General features: G+C 61.7%; 19 protein-coding genes and 1 riboswitch. Of the genes, 8 read left to right on the forward strand and 11 right to left on the reverse strand.

Annotation, left to right across the window (positions count from 1 at the left end; translation table 11 throughout):
• Complete coding sequence (locus EGN72_RS15880; protein ID WP_233587160.1) at positions 1–900, forward strand: DMT family transporter; 900 nt, start codon at positions 1–3, stop codon at positions 898–900.
• A gap of 90 nt (positions 901–990) precedes the next feature.
• On the opposite strand, the gene EGN72_RS15885 is transcribed toward EGN72_RS15880, so the two are convergent.
• From EGN72_RS15885 to EGN72_RS15895, 3 genes are read right to left on the reverse strand one after another with little or no spacing between them, the layout of a single operon-like run.
• A complete protein-coding gene (locus EGN72_RS15885; RefSeq protein ID WP_127049295.1) occupies positions 991–2010 on the reverse strand; it encodes an ABC transporter substrate-binding protein in 1020 nt (339 codons plus the stop codon).
• Entirely contained in the window at positions 1980–3362 is a 1383-nt protein-coding gene (locus EGN72_RS15890; protein ID WP_127049297.1) for a sensor histidine kinase, read from the reverse strand. Before EGN72_RS15890 ends, EGN72_RS15885 begins: the two co-directional genes overlap by 31 nt.
• The gene (locus EGN72_RS15895) at positions 3359–4024 is read right to left on the reverse strand and encodes a response regulator transcription factor (protein WP_127049299.1); all 666 of its coding nucleotides are present in this window, start codon (positions 4022–4024) and stop codon (positions 3359–3361) included. The genes EGN72_RS15890 and EGN72_RS15895 overlap by 4 nt, the downstream gene beginning before the upstream one ends.
• Positions 4025–4144: 120 nt before the next feature.
• Between EGN72_RS15895 and EGN72_RS15900 the strand changes: the two genes are divergently transcribed.
• Genes EGN72_RS15900 through EGN72_RS15920 form a run of 5 tightly spaced genes read left to right on the forward strand, consistent with a single transcriptional unit; the run spans position 4145 to position 8735 of the window.
• Entirely contained in the window at positions 4145–5113 is a 969-nt protein-coding gene (locus EGN72_RS15900; RefSeq protein WP_199743762.1) for a tripartite tricarboxylate transporter substrate binding protein, read from the forward strand.
• Positions 5113–5553: a tripartite tricarboxylate transporter TctB family protein gene (locus tag EGN72_RS15905; protein WP_127049301.1), complete on the forward strand. Its 441-nt coding sequence runs from the start codon at positions 5113–5115 to the stop codon at positions 5551–5553. The genes EGN72_RS15900 and EGN72_RS15905 overlap by 1 nt, the downstream gene beginning before the upstream one ends.
• 10 nt (positions 5554–5563) lie before the next feature.
• Positions 5564–7078 (forward strand): tripartite tricarboxylate transporter permease, encoded by a 1515-nt coding sequence (locus tag EGN72_RS15910; protein WP_127049303.1) that lies wholly within the window; start codon positions 5564–5566, stop codon positions 7076–7078.
• 2 nt (positions 7079–7080) lie between these two features.
• Complete coding sequence (locus EGN72_RS15915; protein WP_127049305.1) at positions 7081–8439, forward strand: acyclic terpene utilization AtuA family protein; 1359 nt, start codon at positions 7081–7083, stop codon at positions 8437–8439.
• Positions 8436–8735 carry a DUF4387 family protein gene (locus tag EGN72_RS15920; protein WP_127049307.1) on the forward strand — a complete coding sequence of 100 codons (300 nt, stop codon included), beginning with the start codon at positions 8436–8438 and terminating at the stop codon, positions 8733–8735. The genes EGN72_RS15915 and EGN72_RS15920 overlap by 4 nt, the downstream gene beginning before the upstream one ends.
• 123 nt (positions 8736–8858) lie before the next feature.
• Here EGN72_RS15920 and EGN72_RS15925 read toward each other — a convergent pair whose 3' ends face one another.
• The 7 genes from EGN72_RS15925 to gcvT form a co-directional block, all read right to left on the reverse strand.
• Positions 8859–9482 (reverse strand): flavin reductase family protein, encoded by a 624-nt coding sequence (locus tag EGN72_RS15925; protein WP_127049309.1) that lies wholly within the window; start codon positions 9480–9482, stop codon positions 8859–8861.
• A 57-nt stretch (positions 9483–9539) separates the two neighbouring features.
• On the reverse strand, positions 9540–9986 hold the full coding sequence (locus EGN72_RS15930) for a hypothetical protein (RefSeq protein ID WP_127049311.1): 447 nt from the start codon (positions 9984–9986) through the stop codon (positions 9540–9542).
• Positions 9987–10046: 60 nt separating this feature from the next.
• Complete coding sequence (locus EGN72_RS15935; RefSeq protein ID WP_127049313.1) at positions 10047–14102, reverse strand: hypothetical protein; 4056 nt, start codon at positions 14100–14102, stop codon at positions 10047–10049.
• A 227-nt stretch (positions 14103–14329) separates the two neighbouring features.
• Positions 14330–14779, reverse strand: a complete 450-nt coding sequence (locus EGN72_RS15940; protein WP_127049315.1) for a co-chaperone YbbN — start codon at positions 14777–14779, stop codon at positions 14330–14332.
• 63 nt (positions 14780–14842) lie between these two features.
• Positions 14843–17683, reverse strand: a complete 2841-nt coding sequence (gene gcvP, locus EGN72_RS15945) for an aminomethyl-transferring glycine dehydrogenase (protein WP_127049317.1) — start codon at positions 17681–17683, stop codon at positions 14843–14845.
• Positions 17684–17759: 76 nt separating this feature from the next.
• Positions 17760–18119: a glycine cleavage system protein GcvH gene (gcvH, locus tag EGN72_RS15950; protein ID WP_127049423.1), complete on the reverse strand. Its 360-nt coding sequence runs from the start codon at positions 18117–18119 to the stop codon at positions 17760–17762.
• Between the two features lie 33 nt (positions 18120–18152).
• Positions 18153–19280, reverse strand: a complete 1128-nt coding sequence (gcvT, locus tag EGN72_RS15955; RefSeq protein ID WP_127049319.1) for a glycine cleavage system aminomethyltransferase GcvT — start codon at positions 19278–19280, stop codon at positions 18153–18155.
• A 150-nt stretch (positions 19281–19430) separates the two neighbouring features.
• A riboswitch (glycine riboswitch) is annotated at positions 19431–19532 on the reverse strand.
• A gap of 75 nt (positions 19533–19607) precedes the next feature.
• On the opposite strand from gcvT, the gene EGN72_RS15960 reads away from it, so the two are divergent.
• Both EGN72_RS15960 and EGN72_RS15965 read left to right on the forward strand, forming a co-directional pair.
• Positions 19608–20174: a gamma-glutamylcyclotransferase family protein gene (locus tag EGN72_RS15960; RefSeq protein ID WP_127049321.1), complete on the forward strand. Its 567-nt coding sequence runs from the start codon at positions 19608–19610 to the stop codon at positions 20172–20174.
• A 114-nt stretch (positions 20175–20288) separates the two neighbouring features.
• Positions 20289–21218 (forward strand): PilZ domain-containing protein, encoded by a 930-nt coding sequence (locus EGN72_RS15965; protein ID WP_127049323.1) that lies wholly within the window; start codon positions 20289–20291, stop codon positions 21216–21218.
• A 77-nt stretch (positions 21219–21295) separates the two neighbouring features.
• Here EGN72_RS15965 and EGN72_RS15970 read toward each other — a convergent pair whose 3' ends face one another.
• Positions 21296–22162, reverse strand: a complete 867-nt coding sequence (locus EGN72_RS15970) for a hypothetical protein (protein ID WP_127049325.1) — start codon at positions 22160–22162, stop codon at positions 21296–21298.
• Positions 22163–22166: the final 4 nt, after the last annotated feature.

Raw genomic sequence — 22166 nt, forward strand, 5'->3', positions numbered from 1 at the left:
ATGGCCACCCTCCCCCGGCTCACCGCGCCGCATACCACACCCGACCCCGGCCCCGCCCGCAACAATATGCGCGGCGCGGTCTGGTTGCTGACGGATATGAGCTTCAACATCTGGGCGCTGACCATCGTGAAATCGCTGGGCGTCTCGCTGCCCTCAATCCAGATCGTGCTGATCCGGGCGCTGGTCGGCCTCGCGGTGCTGCTGCCCTTCGTGATCTATAAAGGCGGGATGCAGCGGCTCACCAATCCCGGCCTGCAAGTGCTGCGCATCGGGCTCAGCACCATCGCGATGACAGGCAGCTTCTTTGGCGTGGCAAAACTGCCCTTCGCCTTGTTCACCACCGTCAACTTCACCCGCCCCCTGCTGATGATGACCCTCGCCGCCTTGCTCTTGGGCGAACGCATCCGCCCGAAACAATGGCTGGCAGGCGGCGTCGGGCTGATCGGCGTCGCCATCGCGGTGGACCCGTCCAGCCTTGGCGCAGGTTCTGCCGCCGGGCTTGCCGCGCTGTTCGCCTCGGTCGTGGCAGGCACCTGCGCCGTGATCATCCTGCGCCGCATGCGCAATGAGGACCCGCTGACCCAGATGATCTGGCAAACCGCAGGGCTTGCCACAATCGCCGCCATTCCCGCCGCGCTCTACTGGCAAGCACCGGGGGCGCAATGGCCCATCCTGCTCTCGGTCGGCCTGTTCTCACAAACCGCGCAATTCTGCTTCATGCGCGCCCATTACTGGGCCGAGGCCGGTGTCATTGCCCCCTTGGGCTATTTGTCCCTGATCCTCTCCGTCTCGGTCGGCTATGTCATCTTCGACGAGCTGCCCAGCACGGGCCTTTATATCGGTGCCGCCCTGATCATCGGTGCCGCCCTGATGGCAGGCAGCAGACGCAAACGGCCCTGAACCAGCCGCGTCCCGCTTTCTTTTCGGTCCAAATATCCCGGGGGGGTGCGGGGGGGCAGCGCCCCCCCGCTCTGCCCGCGTCCCCTGCGATTACGGCTGCGTCATCGCCGCATCCCATTCGCCCAGAAAATTCTGCCGCTTGATCCGGTCCAGATAGACCAGCAAACCGGGGTCCAGCCGGATCGGGCGCAAATGCGGCGGCAGCGCACTTTGATCCAGCGGCGGCAAATCCGCGACACCGTCAATCAAAGCCCGCCCCTGCGCCCCCAGCATGAAATCCAGCAAAGCGCCGCCCAAGCCCGCCTGCGCCGCCCCTGCCGGAATAAACGCAGTGCGCAGCAAGGCCACGGTGAAATCTTCCGGCTCGATCACTTCGATATCGGGGGCATCCGGCAGACGCGTCACCGCGTAGCTGCCCACCACATTATAGGCCAAGGCCAGATCGCCGCTTTCCAAATCATCAATCATCGCCCCCGAACAGCAATAAAGCCGCGCATTCAACCGCCCCATCACCTCGGCCAAGCGCCAGAACGCATCCGTCTGCCGCGCGTCCTGGGTCGCAAACAAATAGCCCGCACCCGACACATGCGGATCATAGGTCGCAATCCGCCCATTGAACCGCGCCGGATTGGCGCGCAACAGATCAATCAGATCCCGCCTCGTGCGCGGCATCGCCAAGCCCGCCAGCGCGCGGCGCGAGGCCAGCAGCACCACAGGTTCCAGCGCAAAACCAAACAAGCGGTCACGCCAACGCGCCCATCCCGGCAAACCCGCCACAGCCACCGAGTTATACCCGGCAGCAAACCCGTCATTGGCCAGCTTCATCTGCAAATCCATCGCCGAGGAAATCACCAGATCAAACTGCGCCCCCTCATCATGGATGGCGCGATACACTTCCTGGCTGGACGCCACGACATAGCGCAAACGCAAGCCCGGCCGCTGGGCCAGAAACGCCTCGATCAGCGGCGCGAAAATCTCGGTATCGGTGGTGGACAGAACTGACAGCACAGGCCCCTCTGCCGCGCCGAACATGCGCTCGTCCTCCACTTCAAACGCCTGTGCCACGCAGGCAAACAGACTTATAGCTGCGGCAAGGAAAAGCTGGCGCATGTGCCCCCCGTTTCGCGTTGTTCCAAGGTAAAACGCCCCCCCAAGGCCCCGGCCACCTCGGCCACAATCGTCAGCCCAAGGCCAGAACCGACAACATCGCCAACATTGCCACCGCGCGTGAAACGGCGGCTCAACTCGGCCATCGTTGCCCCGGACAAGCCACGCCCTTCGTCCCGCACCTGCACATGCAGCATGCCGTCTGCTGCGCTCAGAACCATCTGCACCTCGGTTTCCGCGGGGGAGTATTTGATCGCATTATCCACCAGATTGCGCAGCGCAGCTTCGATCAGCAAGGGGTCGCCCTTGGTCCGCATCGGCGCCGCATCCCCGATCACCCGCAAGGACAGCTCTTTCAACTCTGCGGTCGGTTCAAAGGCGCGGGCCACATTGCGCAGCACGACCGACAGATCAACCTCCACCCTCTCCAACTGGTCGGAGCGATACAGAACCATCGCATGATCCAGCAATTGGCTGGCCGACCGCGCACTGGTTTCCACCCCCCGGATCATTGACCGCAGGCGCACCCGCGTCGCCTCATCATCTGATTGGCGCAGCGCAATTTCGGCCTCGGTCCGCACGGTGGACAAGGGGGTGCGGATGTGATGCGCGGCCTCGGCGATAAAGGTTTCGGTTTGCGACAAGGCCCCGCGCAGACGCGCCACAAAGCCGTTCAACGCCCCCACCAATGGGGCCAGTTCGCGCGGGGTCGGGTGGCGCACCGGGCGCAGATCGCGCGGGCCGCGCCGCCCCACCGCCTCGGCCAGACGGTTGATCGGGTTGAACACCGACCCCGCCGACAGCAGGCTTAACGGCACCGCCAGCACGAAAAACCCCACCCCGATCAAGGCCGCGCGATTGGCCAGACTGTCGGCAATCGCCGCTTGGCCCTGCCGGGTTTGCCCCACCAGCACCAGCACAGGCACCGGGCGGCTGCCCACCACCATGCTGCGCGCCACTGCCGCGATGCGCAGATCGGTGTCCAGATAGGGCTGGTTGTAAAAGGACGCCGCCAGCGCGGCGGGGGGCGTCTCGGGCATTGGCAAATCCTCATAGCCCGTCACCGTTTCGCCCCCGATATCAATGCGATAGAACAAACGGTCCTGCGCCACCGCGCCCAGCATCGAAAAGGTGGCATAGGCCAGATCCACCTCTATCCCGTCTTCGGTGGCGCGCAATTGTTCAGCTATGGAGGTGGTCGCCGCGCCCAAAATCGCGTCCTGCGTCGCCTCGGCGGCACGATCCGCGGTGGACCGGACGGTGAAATACAGCGCCACCGCCAACACCGCCGCCACAGCCAAAAGCTGCAAGACCAGCCGCGCCCGCAGGCTGCCATTGAGGCCAATCACCCTCATGCGCCGGTCAACTTGTAGCCCAGGCCGCGCACGGTTTCGATCCGCGCCGCCGATCCCGCCAGTTTCTTGCGCAATCGGCCGACATAAACCTCTATCGCGTTGTCGCTGACCGATTCCGCATAGGAAAACAGCCGGTCACACAGCTGGTCCTTGCTGAAAATCCGGTCGGGTGCGGCCAGCAGAATTTCGAACAACCGCAGCTCGCGGTTGCGCAGATCGCGGGCCTCTCCGGCGATGGTGACGGTGGCTGTCAGCGGGTTGAACGACAGGTCGGCATAGCGGCGCACCGTCTGTGCAGCCCCCCCCCGGCGGCGCAGAACGGCCCGCACCCGCGCCTCCAGCTCGGCAAAATCGAACGGTTTGGTCAGGTAATCATCCGCCCCGCTGTCCAGCACATCCACCCGGTCCGACACCGCCGCGCGCGCGGTCATCACGATCACCGGCGTATCCCGCCCGGCCCGGCGTTGCGCGTGCAAAAATGCGCGGCCATCGCCATCGGGCAGCATGATATCCAGCAATATCAAATCGTAAGAGGCCGCACTCAGACAATCCTGCGCCTCGGCCAGACTGGCCGCATGGTCCACCCCATGCCCATCCAGCGCCAAAAGGTCCCGCACCGATTGCGCCAGTTCCGGGCTATCTTCGACCAATAAGAAGCGCACCTTTATTTTGACTCCCACGCCATATGACAGGTTAGTGTCAGCTTTGACGGGAATCGTCTGGCGTGCAAGGGGGCTGCGTCTGCATCACCCCAACGCAATATATCGTCTGGGAGGACAATAATGAAAACGACCATGTTCAAAGTGCTGGGCACCAGCGCTCTGCTTTCCGCGCTTACCGCAGGTTCGGCTTTTGCAACCGAATGTATCGCCCCCGCCAACCCCGGCGGCGGCTGGGATTTCACCTGCCGTCAAATCGCCAACATCATGTATGAGATCAAGGCAATCGACGCGCCGATGCAAGTGACCAACATGGCAGGCGGCGGTGGCGGCGTGGCCTTTTCCGCCGTTGTGGCCGACCATAACGAAGACCCTGACGTGATCGTCGCGGCATCCTCTGCCACCACGACCCGTCTGGCACAAAACGCTTTTGCTGGCATGACCGCCGATCAGGTGCGCTTTGTCGGTGCCATCGGTGCCGATCCCGGCGTGATCGTCGTGGCCAAGGACAGCCCGTTCCAATCCCTGTCGGATATGGTCGAGGCGATCAAGGCCGATCCCGGTTCGGTTGCCTTTGCGGGCGGTTCGGCTGTGGGCGGGTTCGACCATATGAAACCGCTGCAAATCATGAAGGCCGCTGGCTTTGATGACATCACCAAGATCAAATATATCGGCGTTGATGGCGGCGCGGATGCGATCACGCAAACCGTGGGCGGCTTTACCCAAGCGATGACGGGCGACATGTCGGAAATCGTCGGATTCATCAAGTCGGGTGACGTGCGCGCCCTTGCCGTGCTGACCGAAGAGCGGGTTCCCGGCTTTGACGATATCCCCACCGCGCGTGAGCAAGGCTTTGACGTGGTCGCCGTGAACTGGCGCGGCGTCTATGTGCCCAAGGGCATTTCCGACGATCAGTTCAACGCTTGGGCCGAGCGTCTGAAAGCCGTTGCTGAATCCGACCAGTGGAAAGCCGCGATGGCCGAAAACGGTCTGGCCCCCTTCACCAAGGTTGGCGGCGATTTCCAATCCTGGGTTGATGGCGTGATCGCTGACACGGTTGTCCTGTCCAAGGAAATCGGGGTCATTCAATAATGCGTGGTGACCGGATTTTTGGTCTGGTCATGATCGTTGTGGCGCTGGGGTATATCCTCAGTGCCACGACCATCCGGTCCAGCTTCATGTCAGACCCGGTGGGCCCGCGCATCTTCCCCTATCTGGTGGGGGTGGTGACCATCCTCTGCGCCTTGGTGATGGTGTTGAAACCGGACCCGGATGTCGAATGGCCGATTGGCAAGACGCTGCTGAACCTTGGCGTGGCGCTGGCCATCCTGTTTGGCTATGCAGTGCTGGTCAAACCGCTTGGGTTCATTCTGCCGACGATCATCGTCTCGGGCATTCTCAGCTATCAGATCAACCCACAGCCGAAACTGGCCGCCCTGACGGGGCTGGGCCTTGGGCTTGGGCTGTTCGTGCTGTTCAAATTCATTCTCGGTCTCGGGCTCAAGGGCCTGCCGCCTGCCCTGATGGGCTAAGGATTTTGCCATGGATCTGCTGAACAATCTTGCGCTTGGGTTTTCCATAGCGCTGTCTCCCTACACCTTGGTGCTGGCCGTCATTGGCTGTTTTGTCGGCACCATCATCGGCGCGCTGCCGGGGCTTGGCCCGTCCAACGGCGTGGCGCTGCTGATTCCGATTTCGTTTTCCATGGGGTTTGACGCGATTTCCGCGCTGGTCCTGCTGACCTCGGTTTACTACGGGGCGATGTATGGGGGGCGGATTTCGTCAATCCTTCTGAACATTCCGGGGGATGAGCCTGCGATGATGACTACGCTGGATGGCTATCCGATGGCCAGACAGGGCAAGGCGGGGGAGGCGCTTGTCGTCTCGGGCGTGGCCTCTTTCGTCGGGGCCTTTCTTGCCACCGTGGGCCTGATGCTGATGGCCCCATGGCTAGCGCGCGTGGCATTCAAATTCGGCCCGGCGGAATATTTCGCGCTTTACATGCTGGCCTTTTGCACCTTGGGCGGCGTGGGGTCGAACAACCAGGCCAAATCGGCGATGGCGGCCTGCCTTGGCCTTGGCATCGCGATGATCGGCCTTGATAAAACCACCAATATGCAACGCTTTACCTTTGGCAACATGCACCTGTTTGATGGCATCGACTTTCTGGTCGCCATCGTCGGGCTCTTTGCCGTGTCCGAGGTGTTCCACTTCATCGAAACCCATGGCAAAAATTCGGCCATCGGGGTGAAGCTGGGCAAGGTGCTGATCCCGTGGAAGATGCTGAACGATACCAAAGGCGCCATGCTGCGCGGATCGGGCATCGGGTTTCTGGCAGGCATCCTGCCCGGCGCGGGGGCGTCCTTGGGGTCATTTCTGGCCTATATGGGTGAAAAATCCATTTCGCGCGACAAGGACAGCTTTGGCAAAGGCAACCCGAATGGCGTGGCCGCACCCGAGGCCGGCAATAACGCCGCCGCCGGGGGTGCGCTGATCCCGATGCTGACACTGGGGGTTCCGGGGTCCGGCACCACCGCCGTTTTGCTGGCGCTGCTGCTGACGCTCAACATCACGCCGGGGCCGCTTTTGTTCACCGAACGCCCGGATGTGGTCTGGTCGCTGATCGCGGCATTGCTGATCGCCAACGTCATGCTGCTGATCATGAACGTGCCCATGGTCAAGGTCTTTGTGCGCATCCTGTCGGTGCCGTCCTACATCCTGCTGCCGGGTGTCACGATGATCGCCTTTGTGGGTATCTACTCGCTGACCGGGTCCAGCTTTGACATGATGCTGATGGTGGCCTTTGGTGTGCTGGGCTATGTCTGCCGCAAGCTGGATATCCCCACCGTGCCGATCATCCTTGGCATCCTTTTGGGCAACGCGATGGAAGATAACATGCGCCGCGCGATGATCCTGTCGGATGGCGATTGGACCTATCTGTTTTCCTCGCCCATCGCTATCAGCTTCTGGATCGCGGCGGTTCTGGGCTTCATCGCCCCGATCTTCCTGCGCCGCTTCCTGAAAAAGCCGCCTCTGCCCACCACGGACGAGGACTAAAAATGCCAACCCGCGTGCTGATCCCTTCCGGCGTTCTCTGCCTTGGCTTTGACCGAGAGGCCTTGGCGCGCGGGGTGGCCATGAAACCAGACTTGATCGCAATCGACGGCGGCTCCACCGATAGCGGGCCGTGGTCGCTGGGGGCGGGGCAGTCGAAATACGCCCGCTCTGTCACCAAATCCGAATGGCGCGAATTGATGCTGGCGCGGGCTGAGGCAGGCGTGCCGCTGGTCATCGGCACCGCGGGCACCTGCGGCGCGGATGCTTGCGTTGACTGGATGTTCGACATCACGCAAGAACTGGCGACCGAACTGGGCCAATCGGTCAAGGTCGCGCGGCTTTATTCCGGCCAACCCGCCGCCCGCATCACCCAGGCGCTGGCCGCTGGCCGCGTCAAACCGCTGACGCCCGCGCCCGAAATCAGCAGCGACAGGCTGGACCAGATGACCAATATCGTGGCGCTGGCGGGGGCGGAGCAGATACAGGCGGCGCTGAACACCGGGGCAGACATCATCATCGCAGGGCGCACCACCGATACCGCGATCATCGCAGCACTTCCCCTGATGCGCGGCGACCACGCGGGGGCTGCATGGCACGGGGCCAAAGTGGCGGAATGTGGCGCGCTATGTTCCACCAACCCCACCTCGGGCGTGATTTTGGTGGATTTTGACGAAACGGGGTTCACGGTCGAACCGCTGGCCACTGGGGCCAGTTGCACGCCGCATTCCGTTTCGGCCCATATGCTTTACGAAAACTCCGATCCCTTCATCCTTTATGAACCCGGCGGGCATCTGGATGTCACCGAAACCCGCTACCTCGCCCTGGACGCGCGGCGCACCCGGGCCACAGGCTCCAGATGGGTGCCGGGGCGCTATACGGTGAAACTGGAAGGCGCGCGGGCGGCCGGGTTTCAAACCACGCTGATCGCCGTGCTGCGCGATGCGCATTACGTCGCCAATGCGCAGGCTTGGGCCGATAAGCTGCACGGGTTTCTGGATGCGCTGATCGCCAAACGCATGGGGCTGGACCCCGCCAGCTATGACCTCGATTTCCGCCTGATCGGCGTCAACGCGGCCTTGGGCGCGATGGAAAACCGCAGCGCAGCCCCGGTGGAAGTGGGCGTGCTGCTGATCATCACCGCCCAAACCCAAGCGCTTGCCGCCGAGATTGGCAAACTCGCCAACCCGCATCTGCTGCATTACCCGCTGACGGAAAACGAAGAACTGCCAACCTTCGCCTTCCCCTATTCCCCCGCCCAATCGGATCGTGGCGCGCTTTATGAATTCGCGCTCAATCATGTGCTGGAACTGGATGACCCGATGTCCGCCTTCCGCCTGACCGTGACAGAGGTATCGCCATGACCCAAGTCAGCGAGATCGCTTACAAAGTCCGCTCCAAGAATGCAGGGCCGTTCTGGGTGACGGTGGATATATTCTGCGGCACGCCCGAGGCGTTTGCCCGGCTGCGCGAAGGGCTGAAAACCGAAACCGTCGCCGCCCTTTATCATCAGCCGACACAACTGCTGAAACGCTTTGATATCGCGGACCTGAACGTGATCAAGTTTTCCTTCCCACGCCCGGTGATCCAAGGCCACCGCTCGGATCGTGATATGCATGGCGCGCAATGGGCGACGCTGCTGGCGGAAATGCGCCTGTAACCACTTGCCGCCCGCGCGCTTTGCGTCCTGCTTTCTTTCCGGTCCAAATATCCATCTTTTCCGACAGGTTCACCGGGTAAAACGGCACAAGGCTGGGTAAAACGGCAAAAGGCAGGCCCGGTTCTACACCCCTGCCCCGCCCTTGGGCCGCCCAAGCTGAAACAGATCGCTGCTGCGCGCATACCAGCCCGCGCCATGCATACGGCCAATCAGCCCCAGCGCGGGCGTGTCGATATAGGCTTTGTCGGCATCCAGAACCATCGCATCGTCAATATGCGCCGCGACCACCCGGCCAATCACGATGGTTTGCATCGGCCCCGTTACCACCGAAGAAAGCATCTTGCATTCAAAGGCCACCGGGCTGGCCGCGATCCGGGGTGGTTTGATGTATTCCGATGCCGCCGCCGCCAGCCCGGCCAATTCCATCTCGCTTACCTCCGGGCCCACGCCTTCACAGGTGGCGTTCATCGCCTCGGCCAAGCGTTCGGGCACAAGGTTCACCACAAACTCGGCTGTCTCCAGAATATTGCGCGCGGTGTCTTTCCAGCCCCGCGCCGCATCGCGCAGCAAACCCACGGCCACCGTGGGCGGGGTATGCCCCATCGCGTTGAAAAAACTATAGGGTGCGGCATTCACCACCCCGTTGCGCCCCAGCGTGGAAATCCACGCAATCGGCCGCGGCGTGATGGTAGAGGTTAGCAGCTTATAGCCAAGCTCCGGCGCGATTTTATCAAAGTCAAACAGCATTCTGGCCCCCGTGGATCGGGGCCAAGAATAGCAGCCCCGCGCCCAAGGACCAGCGGCTTATTCCACCATCGCCACCGGCTCATATTCCGGCTGCCCCCCCTCGGGCATCACCGCCCGGTAGGGAATGCCCATGAAGGTGTTGCGCGCGAAATAGACCAGCGTGCCGCCCTGCATTTCCGGCGGCTTGATCGCAGCAAAATCCGGCATCCCGAAATTGCGCAGGCGCATCACACCGGCCTGCGGCACCTCATCAGGGTCTTCGGCCTCAAAGGCGGCGCGATACTCGGCCTCAAACGCCGCCGGGTCCACGATCAGGCTGAACTTGTCGCCCTGCGCCAGATGGTTTGCCACCCGCGCATAGGCCCGCACCCAATGCGGATCGCTCAGCGCTGGGGCAAGCCTGATCACCTCGGACAGGTCCTGCGCCTTGGCCTGTTCAACAATGACAATCGGCGTGCCCGCCTGATCATATTGCATTGAGATCGGGGGCAATCCATCAGCCATGATCTGTCTCCTTCAGTTCTGCCGCTGCTGCACCGCGCAGGTTTGGCCCATCGTTTCTGGTCATTTCACGGTCATCCATGGACCTTCGGTCCAGTTCTTGCCCAGCGGGGTCATCTTGCCACTGATCACTTCTTTCTTCCAGAAAATCAGCTCTCCGGTGATCGGGTCGCCCGCCACCACGAAATAGGTCTGATCCTGCGAGGTGCCCCAGTTGGTATCGGCCACAACCACCTCTGGCATGGCAAAGGCGCTGGCAACCGTGGCTGCAACATCGCCTTTCAACTCATCCTTCACCGCGTTCTGGAAATAGGCCAGAATGACGGCCTTGCGGGGGGCGTCGGCGGTAGGCTCCCGCTCTTTGACATAATCATCGGCGCGGCGCTGTGCATCTGCGGCCAGATAGGCCGCAACCTCGCTTTGCACCTTGGCGGCCAGCGCGGCAGGCTTCATCGCTGTGGTGGGTTTGTTGGCCAAAACCTTGACCAACCCGGCGCGATCGGAATTCGGAGCCTTGGCCAGAATAGCGTTCAACTGCTTGTCATACAGCATCTGGGTTTCTTCAACGCTCATGACCTTGGCCGCCATCGCCTGCGCCGGGGCAACCAGTTCGGTCTGGATCTTGGCCGCTGAGTTGGGGTCTTTGATCTTGTCCAGCGACGGATGGTTGGGCAGCGTGTTGAACGCATGCGCCGCATTCGCCCCCGAGGTGCCCATCGGCCCCATATCGCCCGTCATCGTCTTGTGCGATGTCAGAATGGCCCCCAGCACATCGACATTGCGCTGCGTATCGGTCTGGGCGGGCGCAGGCGGCGCGGGGGGCGGCTTTTTCCCGATCAGGGGTGAGCGGGCCGGATTGCCGCCGTCCAGAACCTTGGCGGTCTGCATTTCAAAACCACCTGTGGGCAAGGCCCATGGCGATGTCGGGGTGGTATAGGCGGCCAGAACCGCCGCTTTGAAATTCGCGCCCTGAATCAGCGTTTTGATCTGACCTTCCTGAACGCTGCCCGCAGCAACACCGGCGGCGCCCAGTGCAATCGTTTCAACCGCGGCCAGAAACGCGGCCTCGCTTTCCAAGGCCTTGCCACCGTAAAGGATCTTGTAACCGCCATCGGTGGAACTGCCATCGCCGCCACCTGCCGTTGGTGCCCCAATGCCGGGCCCCGCGTTATATTCAAACTTCAACTGCGTGGCGATGGCCGTGTTTATCTTTTCCTGCACGCCCGGAATGATATCGCCCGTGACCGGATCGTTGGTGTTGGCCCAGGCCCCTGCCCCGACAATCCCTTCAATCGCACCAAGGTTGAACGCCTTGTTGGACGCATGCGTCAGGCCATTGCGCAGCTTGCCGCGTTCAATGCTGGTCTGTTCCTCGGCCGCCGCCGTGGCGACCGAATATTCCCAACTGCGCATCAGGGGGTTTTCGCCCAAAGGTGGCGTCAGGTTGGCCGGATAGGTGGCACCGTTCTTGGCCTTGAACATCCCCGAGGTCGCGATCTTGGAATATTCGCCCATCGCGCGCAGCGGGTCGGTTTCGCGGATCGCCCGCACCGGCGCGGTGGAGAAACACGAGCCCACCGGCCCTTGGCTCAGCGGGGTCATCATCGCCGAAAGCACAGCCCCCTTGGCATCATTATCCGTCACCTCGGCGGGCTTCTTGCCCATGGTGCCTGCGATGATCTTTTTGGAATTCAGCGCCCCTGCCGCGCCCGGTGCTGGCAATTTGGTGCCCGCAATCACCGCCTCGGCCTTTGGCCCTTTGGTGCCATCGGCAAACAGCGCCTTCGTCTCGGCCATCTTCTGCGTCATTTGCGGGGTGAAGTTGGTCAGCGAACCGGGGTGGAACATCATGTGATCCATCGCCGCGCGTGCCGCATCCGAGCCGAAATCCACCTTGCCATCGGGCTGCACGGCGGCGGCCCCCATCGCGCCCGACCGGGCCAGCGCGATCTTGTTCTGGCGCTGATTCTCGGCCTTCGGGTCGCCTTCAATCGGTGGCTCCAAGCCGCCATAGGGGTCCGGCTTCAACTGCGCGCCGGTTTTCAGATAGGCGTCAAAGCCCTTGAAATACTCCTCGCCTTGCAAGGCCCCAATTTGCAGCGCGTTTTGCGACATCGCGCGCAACTGCTCTTTTGGCAGGTCCAGCTTGTTGCCAGAGGCATCGGCAAAGCCATCGTTCAGCTTGCCCGCCACCATGCCGACATTCTGCGCCACCGCCGAAGGGTTTTCGGACCGCGCGGCAATATCCATCGCCGAACCGGCCAGCTTGCCATCCTTGGCAAAGGCGGCAAGGAAGGCGGCTTTATCCTCATCCTTGAAGGCAGGTTTGGCACCGGGCGACAGCCGCCCCACCGTCACCGCCTCCAGCATCGCCTGTTTTGATTCCAGCGCGTCATTGCTGGCTTCGGCGGCCTCCATCGGGCCTTTGGCGGCGGCGGCATCCGTTTCGGCCTTGGCCTTGGCCGCGATCCCGGCATCCCGCGCGGCGATGGCATCGGCCTGCGCCTTTTCGGCAGCGGCAAGCGCCTTCTTGGCCTCTTCATTGGCGTTGATCAGCCGGGTGCTTTCGGCCACCGCCGCCGCGCGGTCGGCCTCGGACATGGTTGCAGGGTCGGGCAAACCCGCCTGAAAATCGGCCACCGCCTTGGCCGCTGCCGCCGCAAGCCCGCGCTGCACACCCAGCGCGATGCCTTTCAGGCCGATATCCACCGTGGCCGTGGCAATCTTGGTATCCGCTGCCTTTTTCGCCGCCAGCGCATCCGTCATCTTCTTGCGCGCAGCTTCAAACGCTTCCAATGACTGTTGCATCGCCGCCGGAGAGGTATCGAGCACCCCGCCCGCATCCATGGCCTTCAGCGAGGCCATCGCCGCCGCGAAAGCCTTGGGGTCGCTGGCGGCCATTTTCTTCAGCGCCTCGGCTTGCTTCGGGTCAAGCTTTGCCTCATCCACCCGCTTTTGCTTGGCCTCCAGCACCGCATCAGGGTTGGTGGCAAGCGATGCCACAATCGCATCCTGTTCGTCGTCGGAATAGCCAAGTGCCTGCAATTCCAGACGTTTGCGACCGTCCTCGGTCAGGCTGTCCTTGAAATCATCCGCCGCTTCCAGCCCCTTGTCGACCAGATCGGACAAGCCGTCCTTGGCCTCCGACACTGCCGCCCCCAGTCGGTCCATCAAGCCGCCGGTGTTTTCCGACAGTTTGGCCAGTTCGGAATTCACAAAGGTCCGCACCAGTGACAGCACGGCCCCGGCCTTTTTCAGATCATCGCCATCGACAAGCCCTGCGAACATCTTGGAAAGCTGGTCGGCCTTGCCCGCCACACCTTTGGCGGCGCGATGCTTCAGATCCTCCAAGCCATCGGCCATTTCGGCATATTCGGATTTTAGCTGCTTGCGCAGCGCCTCGCTATCCACCTCTGGCGTTACGGCGGCCTTGGCCTCGGCGATTCCCTTTTCAATCGCGGCGAGCAGTTGCGCCACCCGGTCATAGGCCTGTTTCGCCAGTTCCGCACCGGCGGCCTGCAAGCCCTTGCCCAAACGGTCAACACCGGGGGCCTTTTGCTCGGCCAGTTTCTTGACCTCTGGCACCAAGGCCTTGATCCGCGCTGTCAGCTCGGCTTTGCGGTCCTCGGTCGCTGGGGCGGCCTCCGGGGCGGGGGGCGCATCACCTGCCGGGGGGGCCTCTGGCGCCGTGGCGGGCGGGGCGGCTTCGGCGCTGTCATCGGTCTCTCCGACCTCTTCCTCGCCGTCCTCCTCGTCATCATCCTCGCCCAACCGCTCGCCCGAGGGCAGGACGATGACCACCTTGAAGGCAAGCCCGCGTTCCTTGAGATGCCGCTTGGCCATCTTGGCCAAAGTGGTGGGGAAATCATCCTCCTCCGCCGTCAGCTCTATCACCTTGCCCGAGACATTCATCACCCCTTGGGTGCCGCGTGTGCCGCCGCCATTGGCCTTGGCCAGCCGCCGCATCACATCCGCGCCCTTGGTCGGGTGGGCTTCCAGCACGATGCCTTCCTTGCCGATCAACAGCGCAAAGTTCAAAGGCCGCTTGCGGGCCGTTGCGATCAGCGCGCCCAGATCCGCGCCTTCGGCTTTCAATTCACTTGCTGTTTTCTTCGCCATTCTCAAATCCCCCGGACCGCGGCAGACCTGCATGCAGTAAAGCGGGACAAAAGCCGCCCAAACGCCGCTGCCATCAATGCAATTCTAAAAAATTGAAACGGGCGTTGCCGCCGCGAAACCATAGCCTCTGGGGGAACGGTAGCGCGTGGCTGGCGCGGATGGCAACAAGTTTTTCCGCGCCTCAGGGCGAAACTGGCCGCCCCCGCGCAAGTGGCGGGGGCAGCAGGTCAGACTGCCGCTGCCGGGGCTTTTTCGGCCACAAACGCCACGATATCCGCCGCCGGGCGCGCACCGGGCAGGCGCGCGATCTCGCGCCCCTTGTGATACAGGATCAGCAAAGGAATCCCTTGAATCCGCAAGCGTTCCGAGATTTTGGGGTGGTCTTGGGTGTTGATCTTGGCCAGACGCGCGCGGCCCTCCAGCGCTTTGGCGGCCTTGGCAAATTCGGGGGCCATCATGCGGCAGGGGCCACACCACGGCGCCCAGTAATCCACCAGCAGGGGCAATTCATCGCCGCGGGTGGCGCGGTCATGGGCGGCCATGTCCAGCTCGGCCACCTTGCCCGTCACCAAAGCATCACCACAAGACCCACATTTCGGCCCCGCCGCCAGTTTCGCGGCAGGCACCCGGTTCATTTGCCCGCAGGTCATGCAGGCCAGTTTTACAGCATCCGCCATCTCGGCCCCCTCATATTCAATTCGACTAATATGTAAGGGGCCGAAACATGGCTTTCAAGCCGCCTATTCCGCCGCCTCGGCATAATCCGACAGCGGTGGGCAGGTGCAGATCAGGTTGCGGTCGCCATGCACATTGTCGACCCGGCCCACAGGCGGCCAGTATTTATCAACCCGGAAGGCACCGGGCGGGAAGCAGGCGGCCTCTCGGCTATATTTCCGGTCCCATTCTGCCACAAGGTCATTGACGGTATGGGGCGCATGGCGCAGCGGGCTGTCCTCGGCCGAAATCTCGCCATCCTGCACCGATTGAATTTCCGCGCGGATCGCCAGAAGTGCGGTGATAAAGCGGTCAATCTCGGCCTTGGTTTCGGATTCCGTCGGCTCCACCATCAGCGTTCCGGCCACCGGCCAAGACATCGTCGGCGCGTGAAAACCGTTGTCGATCAAACGCTTGGCGATATCATCCACCGTCACACCGCAATCGCCAAAGGGGCGCGTATCAAGGATACATTCATGCGCCACCCGCCCCTTGTTGCCCATGAACAGGATCGGATAAGCCCCGTTCAACCGCGAGGCGATGTAATTGGCGTTCAAAATCGCCACCTTGGTCGCCTGCGTCAGGCCCTGCCCGCCCATCATCAGGCAATAAGCCCATGAAATCAGCAGGATAGAGGCAGAGCCATAAGGCGTGGCGGAAACCGGCCCTTCCTCGCCCCCGGTTTCGGGATGGCCCGGCAGGTAAGGCGCCAGATGCGCGCCCACGCCAATCGGCCCCATGCCCGGCCCGCCGCCGCCATGCGGAATGGCAAAGGTTTTGTGCAGGTTCAGGTGGCTGACATCGCCGCCAATCCGCCCCGGTTTCACCAAGCCCACCAGCGCGTTCATATTCGCCCCGTCAATGTAGACCTGCCCGCCGTGGTCATGGGTGATCTGGCACACCTCGCGCACGGTTTCTTCAAACACGCCATGGGTGGAGGGATAGGTGATCATGCAGGCCGCCAGCTTATCGCCCGCCGCTGCTGCCTTTTCGCGGAAATCATCCAGATCGACATCGCCATTGGGGGCGGATTTCACCACCACCACTTTCATCCCGGCCATTTGTGCCGAGGCCGGGTTGGTGCCATGCGCAGATGTCGGGATCAGGCAGATATCGCGATCTGCGCCGCCATTGGCGCGGTGATAGGCCTGAATCGTCAACAGCCCCGCATATTCGCCCTGCGCGCCGGAATTGGGCTGCATGGACATCGCGTCATATCCCGTAATCTCGCACAGCTTGGCGGCCAGATCGTCAATCGCCTCTTTGTAGCCAAGCGCCTGATCTTGCGGCACAAAAGGGTGCAGGCTGCCAAATTCCGGCCAGGTGATCGGCATCATTTCCGCGGCGGCGTTCAGCTTCATGGTGCAAGACCCCAAGGGGATCATCGCGCGGTCCAGCGCCAGATCACGATCCGACAGGCGGCGCATATAGCGCATCATTTCGGATTCCGCGCGGTTCATGTGGAACACCGGATGGGTCAGATACTCGCTTTCCCGCAGCATGGCATCGGGGAACCCCAACACCGCGCGATGCGGCGGCACGCCATCAATGCCAAAGGCACGCAACACGCGGATCAGCACCTTTTCATCGGTGGTTTCATCCAAGGAAATCCCCACGCGATCATTGCCGATCTTGCGGAAGTTCAACCCTTCCTGCCGCGCGGCGGCCAGAATACCGGCCTGGCCCACGCCCACCTCAACCGTGATGGTATCAAAGAACGCATCGGGCGAAACCTCGGCCCCCGCCGCCTTCAGCGCACGGCCCAGACGCACGGCAGAAAAATGCACCCGCTCGGCAATCGCGCGCAAACCCTTTGGCCCGTGGAACACCGCATAGAATGACGCCATCACCGCCAGCAAGGCCTGCGCGGTGCAGACGTTGGACGTGGCCTTTTCGCGGCGGATATGCTGTTCGCGCGTTTGCAGCGACAGCCGGTAAGCCATATTGCCATGGCTGTCGATCGACACGCCAACAATCCGCCCCGGCATCGAGCGTTTCAGCTCATCCTTGCAGGACATGAAGGCGGCATGCGGGCCACCATAGCCCATCGGCACCCCGAAGCGCTGGCTGGAGCCGATAGCGATATCGGCCCCCATCGCGCCGGGTTCCTTGATCATGGTCAATGCAAGCAAATCCGTCGCCACCACCGCAATCGCCTTTGCGTCATGCAAGGCTGCGATATGGTCGGTGTAATCGGTCACATGGCCATAGGTGCCGGGGTATTGGAAAATCCCCCCGAACACCACGCTTGGGTCCATATCGGCAGGGTCGCCCACGATCACCTCAATGCCCAATGGCTGCGCACGGGTCTTGATGACGGCGATGGTCTGCGGGTGGCAGTTGCGATCTACGAAAAAGCCGCGCGCGCGTGATTTGGCGCTGCGCTCGGCCATGGTCATCGCCTCGGCCGCGGCGGTCGCCTCATCCAGCAGGCTGGCATTGGCCACGGGAAGTCCCGTCAGGTCGGCAACCATCGTCTGATAATTCAGCAGCGCCTCCAACCGGCCTTGGGCAATCTCGGGCTGATAAGGGGTATAGGCGGTATACCACGCCGGATTTTCCAAGATGTTGCGTTGGATCGCGGGCGGCGTGACGGTGCCGTAATAGCCCTGCCCGATCAGGCTGGTCATCACCTTGTTCTTGGCCGCCACCTCGCGCATTTTGGCCAGCAACTCATGCTCGGCCAAGGGCGCCCAGCCCAACGGGGTTTTCTGCTGGATCGAGGCGGGGATGGTTTCATCCATCAACGCATCCAGACTGGCCGATCCGACCACGCGCAGCATCTCGGCCATTTCCTCGGGCGAGGGGCCGATATGGCGGCGATTGGCGAAATCATAGGTGTTATAGTCTACAGGCGTATAGGTCATATCCATCCCCAAAATGCGCAGCAAATCCCGCCCGCGCGGCCCGGAAACACACAGGCCGCGGGGCGGGTGGTGGCGGTTATCCGATCAGATCGTTGTATTCATCTTCCGACATGAAATCATCGAGCACCGAAAGATCATCCAGCTTCATCTTGAAGAACCAGGCATCGCCCGTCGGGTCCTCATTCACCAGACCGGGGCTGTCGGACAGCTTGTCATTCACTTCGACAATCTCGCCGTCCACCGGGGCCAGAATATCGGATGCCGCCTTTACGCTTTCGATCACCACCACCTCATCGCCGGTGGCGACCATGGTTTCCGGCTCAGGCAGTTCCACGAACACAACATCGCCCAATTGCGTTGCCGCATGTTCGGTAATGCCGACGACGACCAGATCGCCCTCAACCCGCAGCCATTCGTGATCTTCGGTGTATTTCATCATTTTGGTGTTCCTTATCGTTTAAAGCTGGCGTCAGCGTTTGAAAGTAGAGGGACGGAAGGGGAGCGGGGCCACGGTGACAGGCAAGCGTTTACCCCGCACCTCGCCCCAAAGCGGGGTGTCAATTGCGGCCAGTGTGCTTGGCACATAGCCCATGGCAATCGGGGCCTCCACCGAAGGGCCGAACCCGCCCGAGGTCACGCGGCCCACAGGCGCGCCCCCTTCGGCACGGTCAAACAATTCTACCCCTTCGCGCATCGGCGCACGGCCTTCGGGCAGCAGGCCCACACGCAGCCGCGCAGGGCCATCGGCCAGTTGCGCAAGGATCACATCGGCCCCCGGAAAACCTGCCGAACGGTCCCCGCCCGCGCGGCGGGCTTTCTGAATGGCCCAGGACAGGTTCGCCTCTACCGGGGTCACGCCTTCATCCATGTCATGCCCGTAAAGGCACAGCCCCGCCTCCAGCCGCAAACTGTCGCGCGCGCCAAGGCCAATCGGTGCCACCGCCGGATGCGCCAGCAGCGCCTTCGCCAGCCCCACGGCCCCGGCATTGGGCACCGAAATTTCAAACCCATCCTCGCCGGTATAGCCGGAACGGGAAATCCACAGCTCGCCAAAAACCGAATGTGCGGTGATCACGTCCATGAAGCGCATCGCCATGACCGCGTGGATCATGCCGGAAATCGCATCCTCGGCCCCCGGCCCCTGCAATGCCAAAAGCGCGCGGTCGGTCTGCTCCTCTACCTCGGCCACATCGGCCAGCTTGGCGCGCATATGGGCAATGTCACCCACCTTGCAGCCCGCGTTGACCACGACAAACAGATGATCGCCGCGATTGGCAAACATCAGATCGTCAATGATCCCGCCCGCGTCATTGGTGAACAGGCCATAGCGCTGCCGCCCCTCGGGCAGGCCTGCCACAGCCACCGGCATCATCGCCTCAAACCCCGCGATCAGTGCCTCCATGCTGCCTTTGGGGCGCAAGATCACCTGCCCCATATGGCCCACATCGAACAGCCCGGCCTGCGCGCGGCAATGCAAATGCTCTTTCATCACCCCCATCGGGTATTGGACAGGCATTTCATAGCCTGCAAAGGGCACCATCTTGGCCCCCAACTCCACATGAAGATCGAATAAATCCGTCCGCGCCAGCTCGGCCATAAAGCCCCCTAAACCACGCCGGAAAACCCCGGCACCCTGCGGGCAGGCCAACCCCATCCGCAAAATGCCCCCTCTGTCTTTACCCGCAACCGGGTGCCTGAGATCGTTATCCCTTCGGCGGGCGCCAGATGCGCCACTCTCCAGAGTCCACTACCAGAACCGGTCCTTTTGCCTGAGAGTTTACCGGGGCGGTTGCTCCTTCGGCACCAGAGGGGGGCTTGCGCCCCGACCGGATTCTCCCGATCCTGATGGCAAATACCTAGCCCGGCAAAGCCACCTGTGGCAAGACAGAAAAAAGAATACGACCGCATACAAACGGAAACCGACATGACCCAGCATTTCTTCGGCTATGGCTCACTGGTGAACCGCGCCACCCATGCCTATGAACAGGCGCAACCCGCTGCCCTGCCCGGCTGGCGGCGGGTCTGGGTGCATACCGCCGTGCGCCCGCTGGCCTATCTGTCGGTGGAACCCGATGCCAGCAGCACGATCCTTGGGCTGATCGCCCATGTGCCGGGCGGCGATTGGGCCGCCTTGGACGCCCGCGAATATGGCTACAACCGCCATCTGGCGCAGGCCCGCCTGCCCTGCGACACGCCGCATGGGGTGCAAGTCTATGCCGTGCCGCGCCCCAAAGCCGCCGCACCCGCCACCGCCCACCCTATTCTGCTCAGCTATATCGACGCGGTGATCCAAGGCTTCCTGCGCGAATACGGGCCAGAGGGTGCCGCGCATTTCTTTGCCACCACAACCGGCTGGCAAGCGCCCATCCTGAACGACCGCGCCGCCCCGCAATACCCAAGGGCGCAAAAGCTTTCGGCTGCGGAAACGGCTGTGGTCGATGACGGATTGGCAGGGGTGGGGGCGACCCTTCTTGCCCTGCCGCCCGCCTGATCTGACCGAAACGCCCCACCAAAGCGATAAAAGCAATCAGACAGACATGCCCCAAAACAAGTAAGACCATATTAAATCCCGCCCCCTATCCTGACATCGCAAAAGGGAGGGGATATGCGGCATATACTCGTCATGGTTTTGGTCTGCGCGCTTGCAGTAACGGCTCTGCCTGCTTTTGCGGGGCCAGAGCTTGCTTGCGAAACCCTCTTTGCGCTTGAACTCGAACAATCCAAAGCGACCGAGGCGAAAGCCATCAAACAGCCAAAAACGGCGATAGCCAGACTCAATGCGTTCAAAGCTGAGCTATCAATAGCAGCGCGGCAATCCGGCCTTCGGAACGCCACGGTCGCACATCAGCAGGTCGCCCAGCTCCTCCATGAACTGGAACGCGCAGACAAGGTGCTTGGCGGCGATCAGGCTTTGGTCGGAAGCGGGATGTTTTGGGGGCTTCATACACTTCTCGGCTCGCCTGCCGTGCGTGGCATAAGGCAAGAGTGTGGGATTATCATGCGCGACATGTCCCCGGTGACAGGGCTTGCGCCGCTTGTTTCCCTTAAATTCGGTTCCTACCTCAAGGTGGTGTTATGGTTGGTTGGCCTGCCGGCTGCCCTAGCGGCCATCACGGCTTTGATCCGGCATCTGCTTCGGTCAGCAGCTTTGCGCGAACGCCAAAGCAAACGCCTTATCTGCAAGATACCCGCTTTTCTGTATTACGGGAACGCATGCACCAAAACCATGATCGTCGATATCAGTCAAACCGGGATCAAGGTGATCGCGTCCCATCAAGACCTTGGGCACAAATATGTCGGCGTCCATTTTGCTGGCCAAGCGCATAAGGCAAAGGAAAAATGGCGCAACAAGCTTTATGCCGCCTACAAGTTTCAAACGCCCATCACGGAACAGGAATTGCAGGCCGCGCTGGCAACAAGCACATTCAATATTTGCGACGCAGGCATCGAAAAGACAGCGCCCGCCTGCTATCACGATGGTTGCGAAGTCGGGTGCAGCAAGCATATGGCCCCCGCCCTTCCGCTGAAAGCATAGCATCTGCGCATCTTGTAACCCGGCGCGGGGCCGCACGCAGCCTCACCGCCCTTACGCCCTTGCGGAAAAAGGCCGTTTCAGATTGGCATCGTGGGAAAGACACCGAACCAATACTTCATGTCTGGCAATCCTTCCACATCGCTGCGGGGAAGGTAGACAAAGGTAAAGCCAAACCATAAAGCCGTAGAGAGCATAACCCGCCCGTTGCCGTCGCCCAGCACAAGCGGATGGCCCAGCCGGGGATCCTGATCCTTTTCCATCTGTTCTATCAACGTCACCGCGTCTTCCATCGACGTGGTGAAGGGGGCTTTGGTCATCGTCTCAAACGCATCGGCTGTGCTGCGGATAACCGTTTCCAAAGAAACGCCCTCTTTTGACTGCTTGAAATCAACCGACGGTATGCGGGCCACCACAGCCAGAACCTGCCCTTCCTGCTCTAAATAGCCGACCGATATCTGTCGCGCCTCGTCAGCATAGCCGTAGAATTTTATCCCCTTCAGGCTTGGCCATGCCGTTTCAAGCGTTTCGTATGAGTGCTGCAAATCCGCACGCATTTTTGCGATTTCTGGACGGCCTTCTTTGGACCGAAGCCACCCCTGAAAAAGCAAGTCTTCTTGCTTTTTATACTGCTCCGTCACGTCGTTCAGCGTGATGCTGGGCGCAACGCTTGTAAGCTTCAACGCAAAGCCCGCCTGGCGAAACGAATTGATCAAATCCGCCGCCGATACCGGAACAGTCTGCTCGGCCGGAAGCGCCAAAAGATGAAAAAGAAGAATTGCAAGGGTTTTCAAAAGGCCACCTATCGTTGATGCAAATGATTTCAAATTGCCTAACGATGAAGAATGACGAAAATAGGGCGCATGGCGGGCAAGCGCCCCGCCATTTGCCGACCCATCGGTTTGGCTAAAAAAGGCTGCTCTGCCCGGTGCCGCTTGGATGGTCAAGAGC

Source organism: Pseudorhodobacter sp. E13 (assembly GCF_003991405.1).
Lineage (GTDB): Bacteria > Pseudomonadota > Alphaproteobacteria > Rhodobacterales > Rhodobacteraceae > Pseudorhodobacter.

What these genes read in the sequence shown, in the direction of transcription:
- EGN72_RS15880 (WP_233587160.1), top strand. Translation starts at nt 1, where the DNA reads ATGGCCACCCTCCCCCGGCTCACCGCGCCGCATACCACACCCGACCCC.
- EGN72_RS15885 (WP_127049295.1), bottom strand. Translation starts at nt 2,010, where the DNA reads ATGCGCCAGCTTTTCCTTGCCGCAGCTATAAGTCTGTTTGCCTGCGTG.
- EGN72_RS15890 (WP_127049297.1), bottom strand. Translation starts at nt 3,362, where the DNA reads ATGAGGGTGATTGGCCTCAATGGCAGCCTGCGGGCGCGGCTGGTCTTG.
- EGN72_RS15900 (WP_199743762.1), top strand. Translation starts at nt 4,145, where the DNA reads ATGAAAACGACCATGTTCAAAGTGCTGGGCACCAGCGCTCTGCTTTCC.
- EGN72_RS15905 (WP_127049301.1), top strand. Translation starts at nt 5,113, where the DNA reads ATGCGTGGTGACCGGATTTTTGGTCTGGTCATGATCGTTGTGGCGCTG.
- EGN72_RS15910 (WP_127049303.1), top strand. Translation starts at nt 5,564, where the DNA reads ATGGATCTGCTGAACAATCTTGCGCTTGGGTTTTCCATAGCGCTGTCT.
- EGN72_RS15915 (WP_127049305.1), top strand. Translation starts at nt 7,081, where the DNA reads ATGCCAACCCGCGTGCTGATCCCTTCCGGCGTTCTCTGCCTTGGCTTT.
- EGN72_RS15920 (WP_127049307.1), top strand. Translation starts at nt 8,436, where the DNA reads ATGACCCAAGTCAGCGAGATCGCTTACAAAGTCCGCTCCAAGAATGCA.
- EGN72_RS15925 (WP_127049309.1), bottom strand. Translation starts at nt 9,482, where the DNA reads ATGCTGTTTGACTTTGATAAAATCGCGCCGGAGCTTGGCTATAAGCTG.
- EGN72_RS15930 (WP_127049311.1), bottom strand. Translation starts at nt 9,986, where the DNA reads ATGGCTGATGGATTGCCCCCGATCTCAATGCAATATGATCAGGCGGGC.
- EGN72_RS15935 (WP_127049313.1), bottom strand. Translation starts at nt 14,102, where the DNA reads ATGGCGAAGAAAACAGCAAGTGAATTGAAAGCCGAAGGCGCGGATCTG.
- EGN72_RS15940 (WP_127049315.1), bottom strand. Translation starts at nt 14,779, where the DNA reads ATGGCGGATGCTGTAAAACTGGCCTGCATGACCTGCGGGCAAATGAAC.
- gcvP (WP_127049317.1), bottom strand. Translation starts at nt 17,683, where the DNA reads ATGACCTATACGCCTGTAGACTATAACACCTATGATTTCGCCAATCGC.
- gcvH (WP_127049423.1), bottom strand. Translation starts at nt 18,119, where the DNA reads ATGAAATACACCGAAGATCACGAATGGCTGCGGGTTGAGGGCGATCTG.
- gcvT (WP_127049319.1), bottom strand. Translation starts at nt 19,280, where the DNA reads ATGGCCGAGCTGGCGCGGACGGATTTATTCGATCTTCATGTGGAGTTG.
- EGN72_RS15960 (WP_127049321.1), top strand. Translation starts at nt 19,608, where the DNA reads ATGACCCAGCATTTCTTCGGCTATGGCTCACTGGTGAACCGCGCCACC.
- EGN72_RS15965 (WP_127049323.1), top strand. Translation starts at nt 20,289, where the DNA reads ATGCGGCATATACTCGTCATGGTTTTGGTCTGCGCGCTTGCAGTAACG.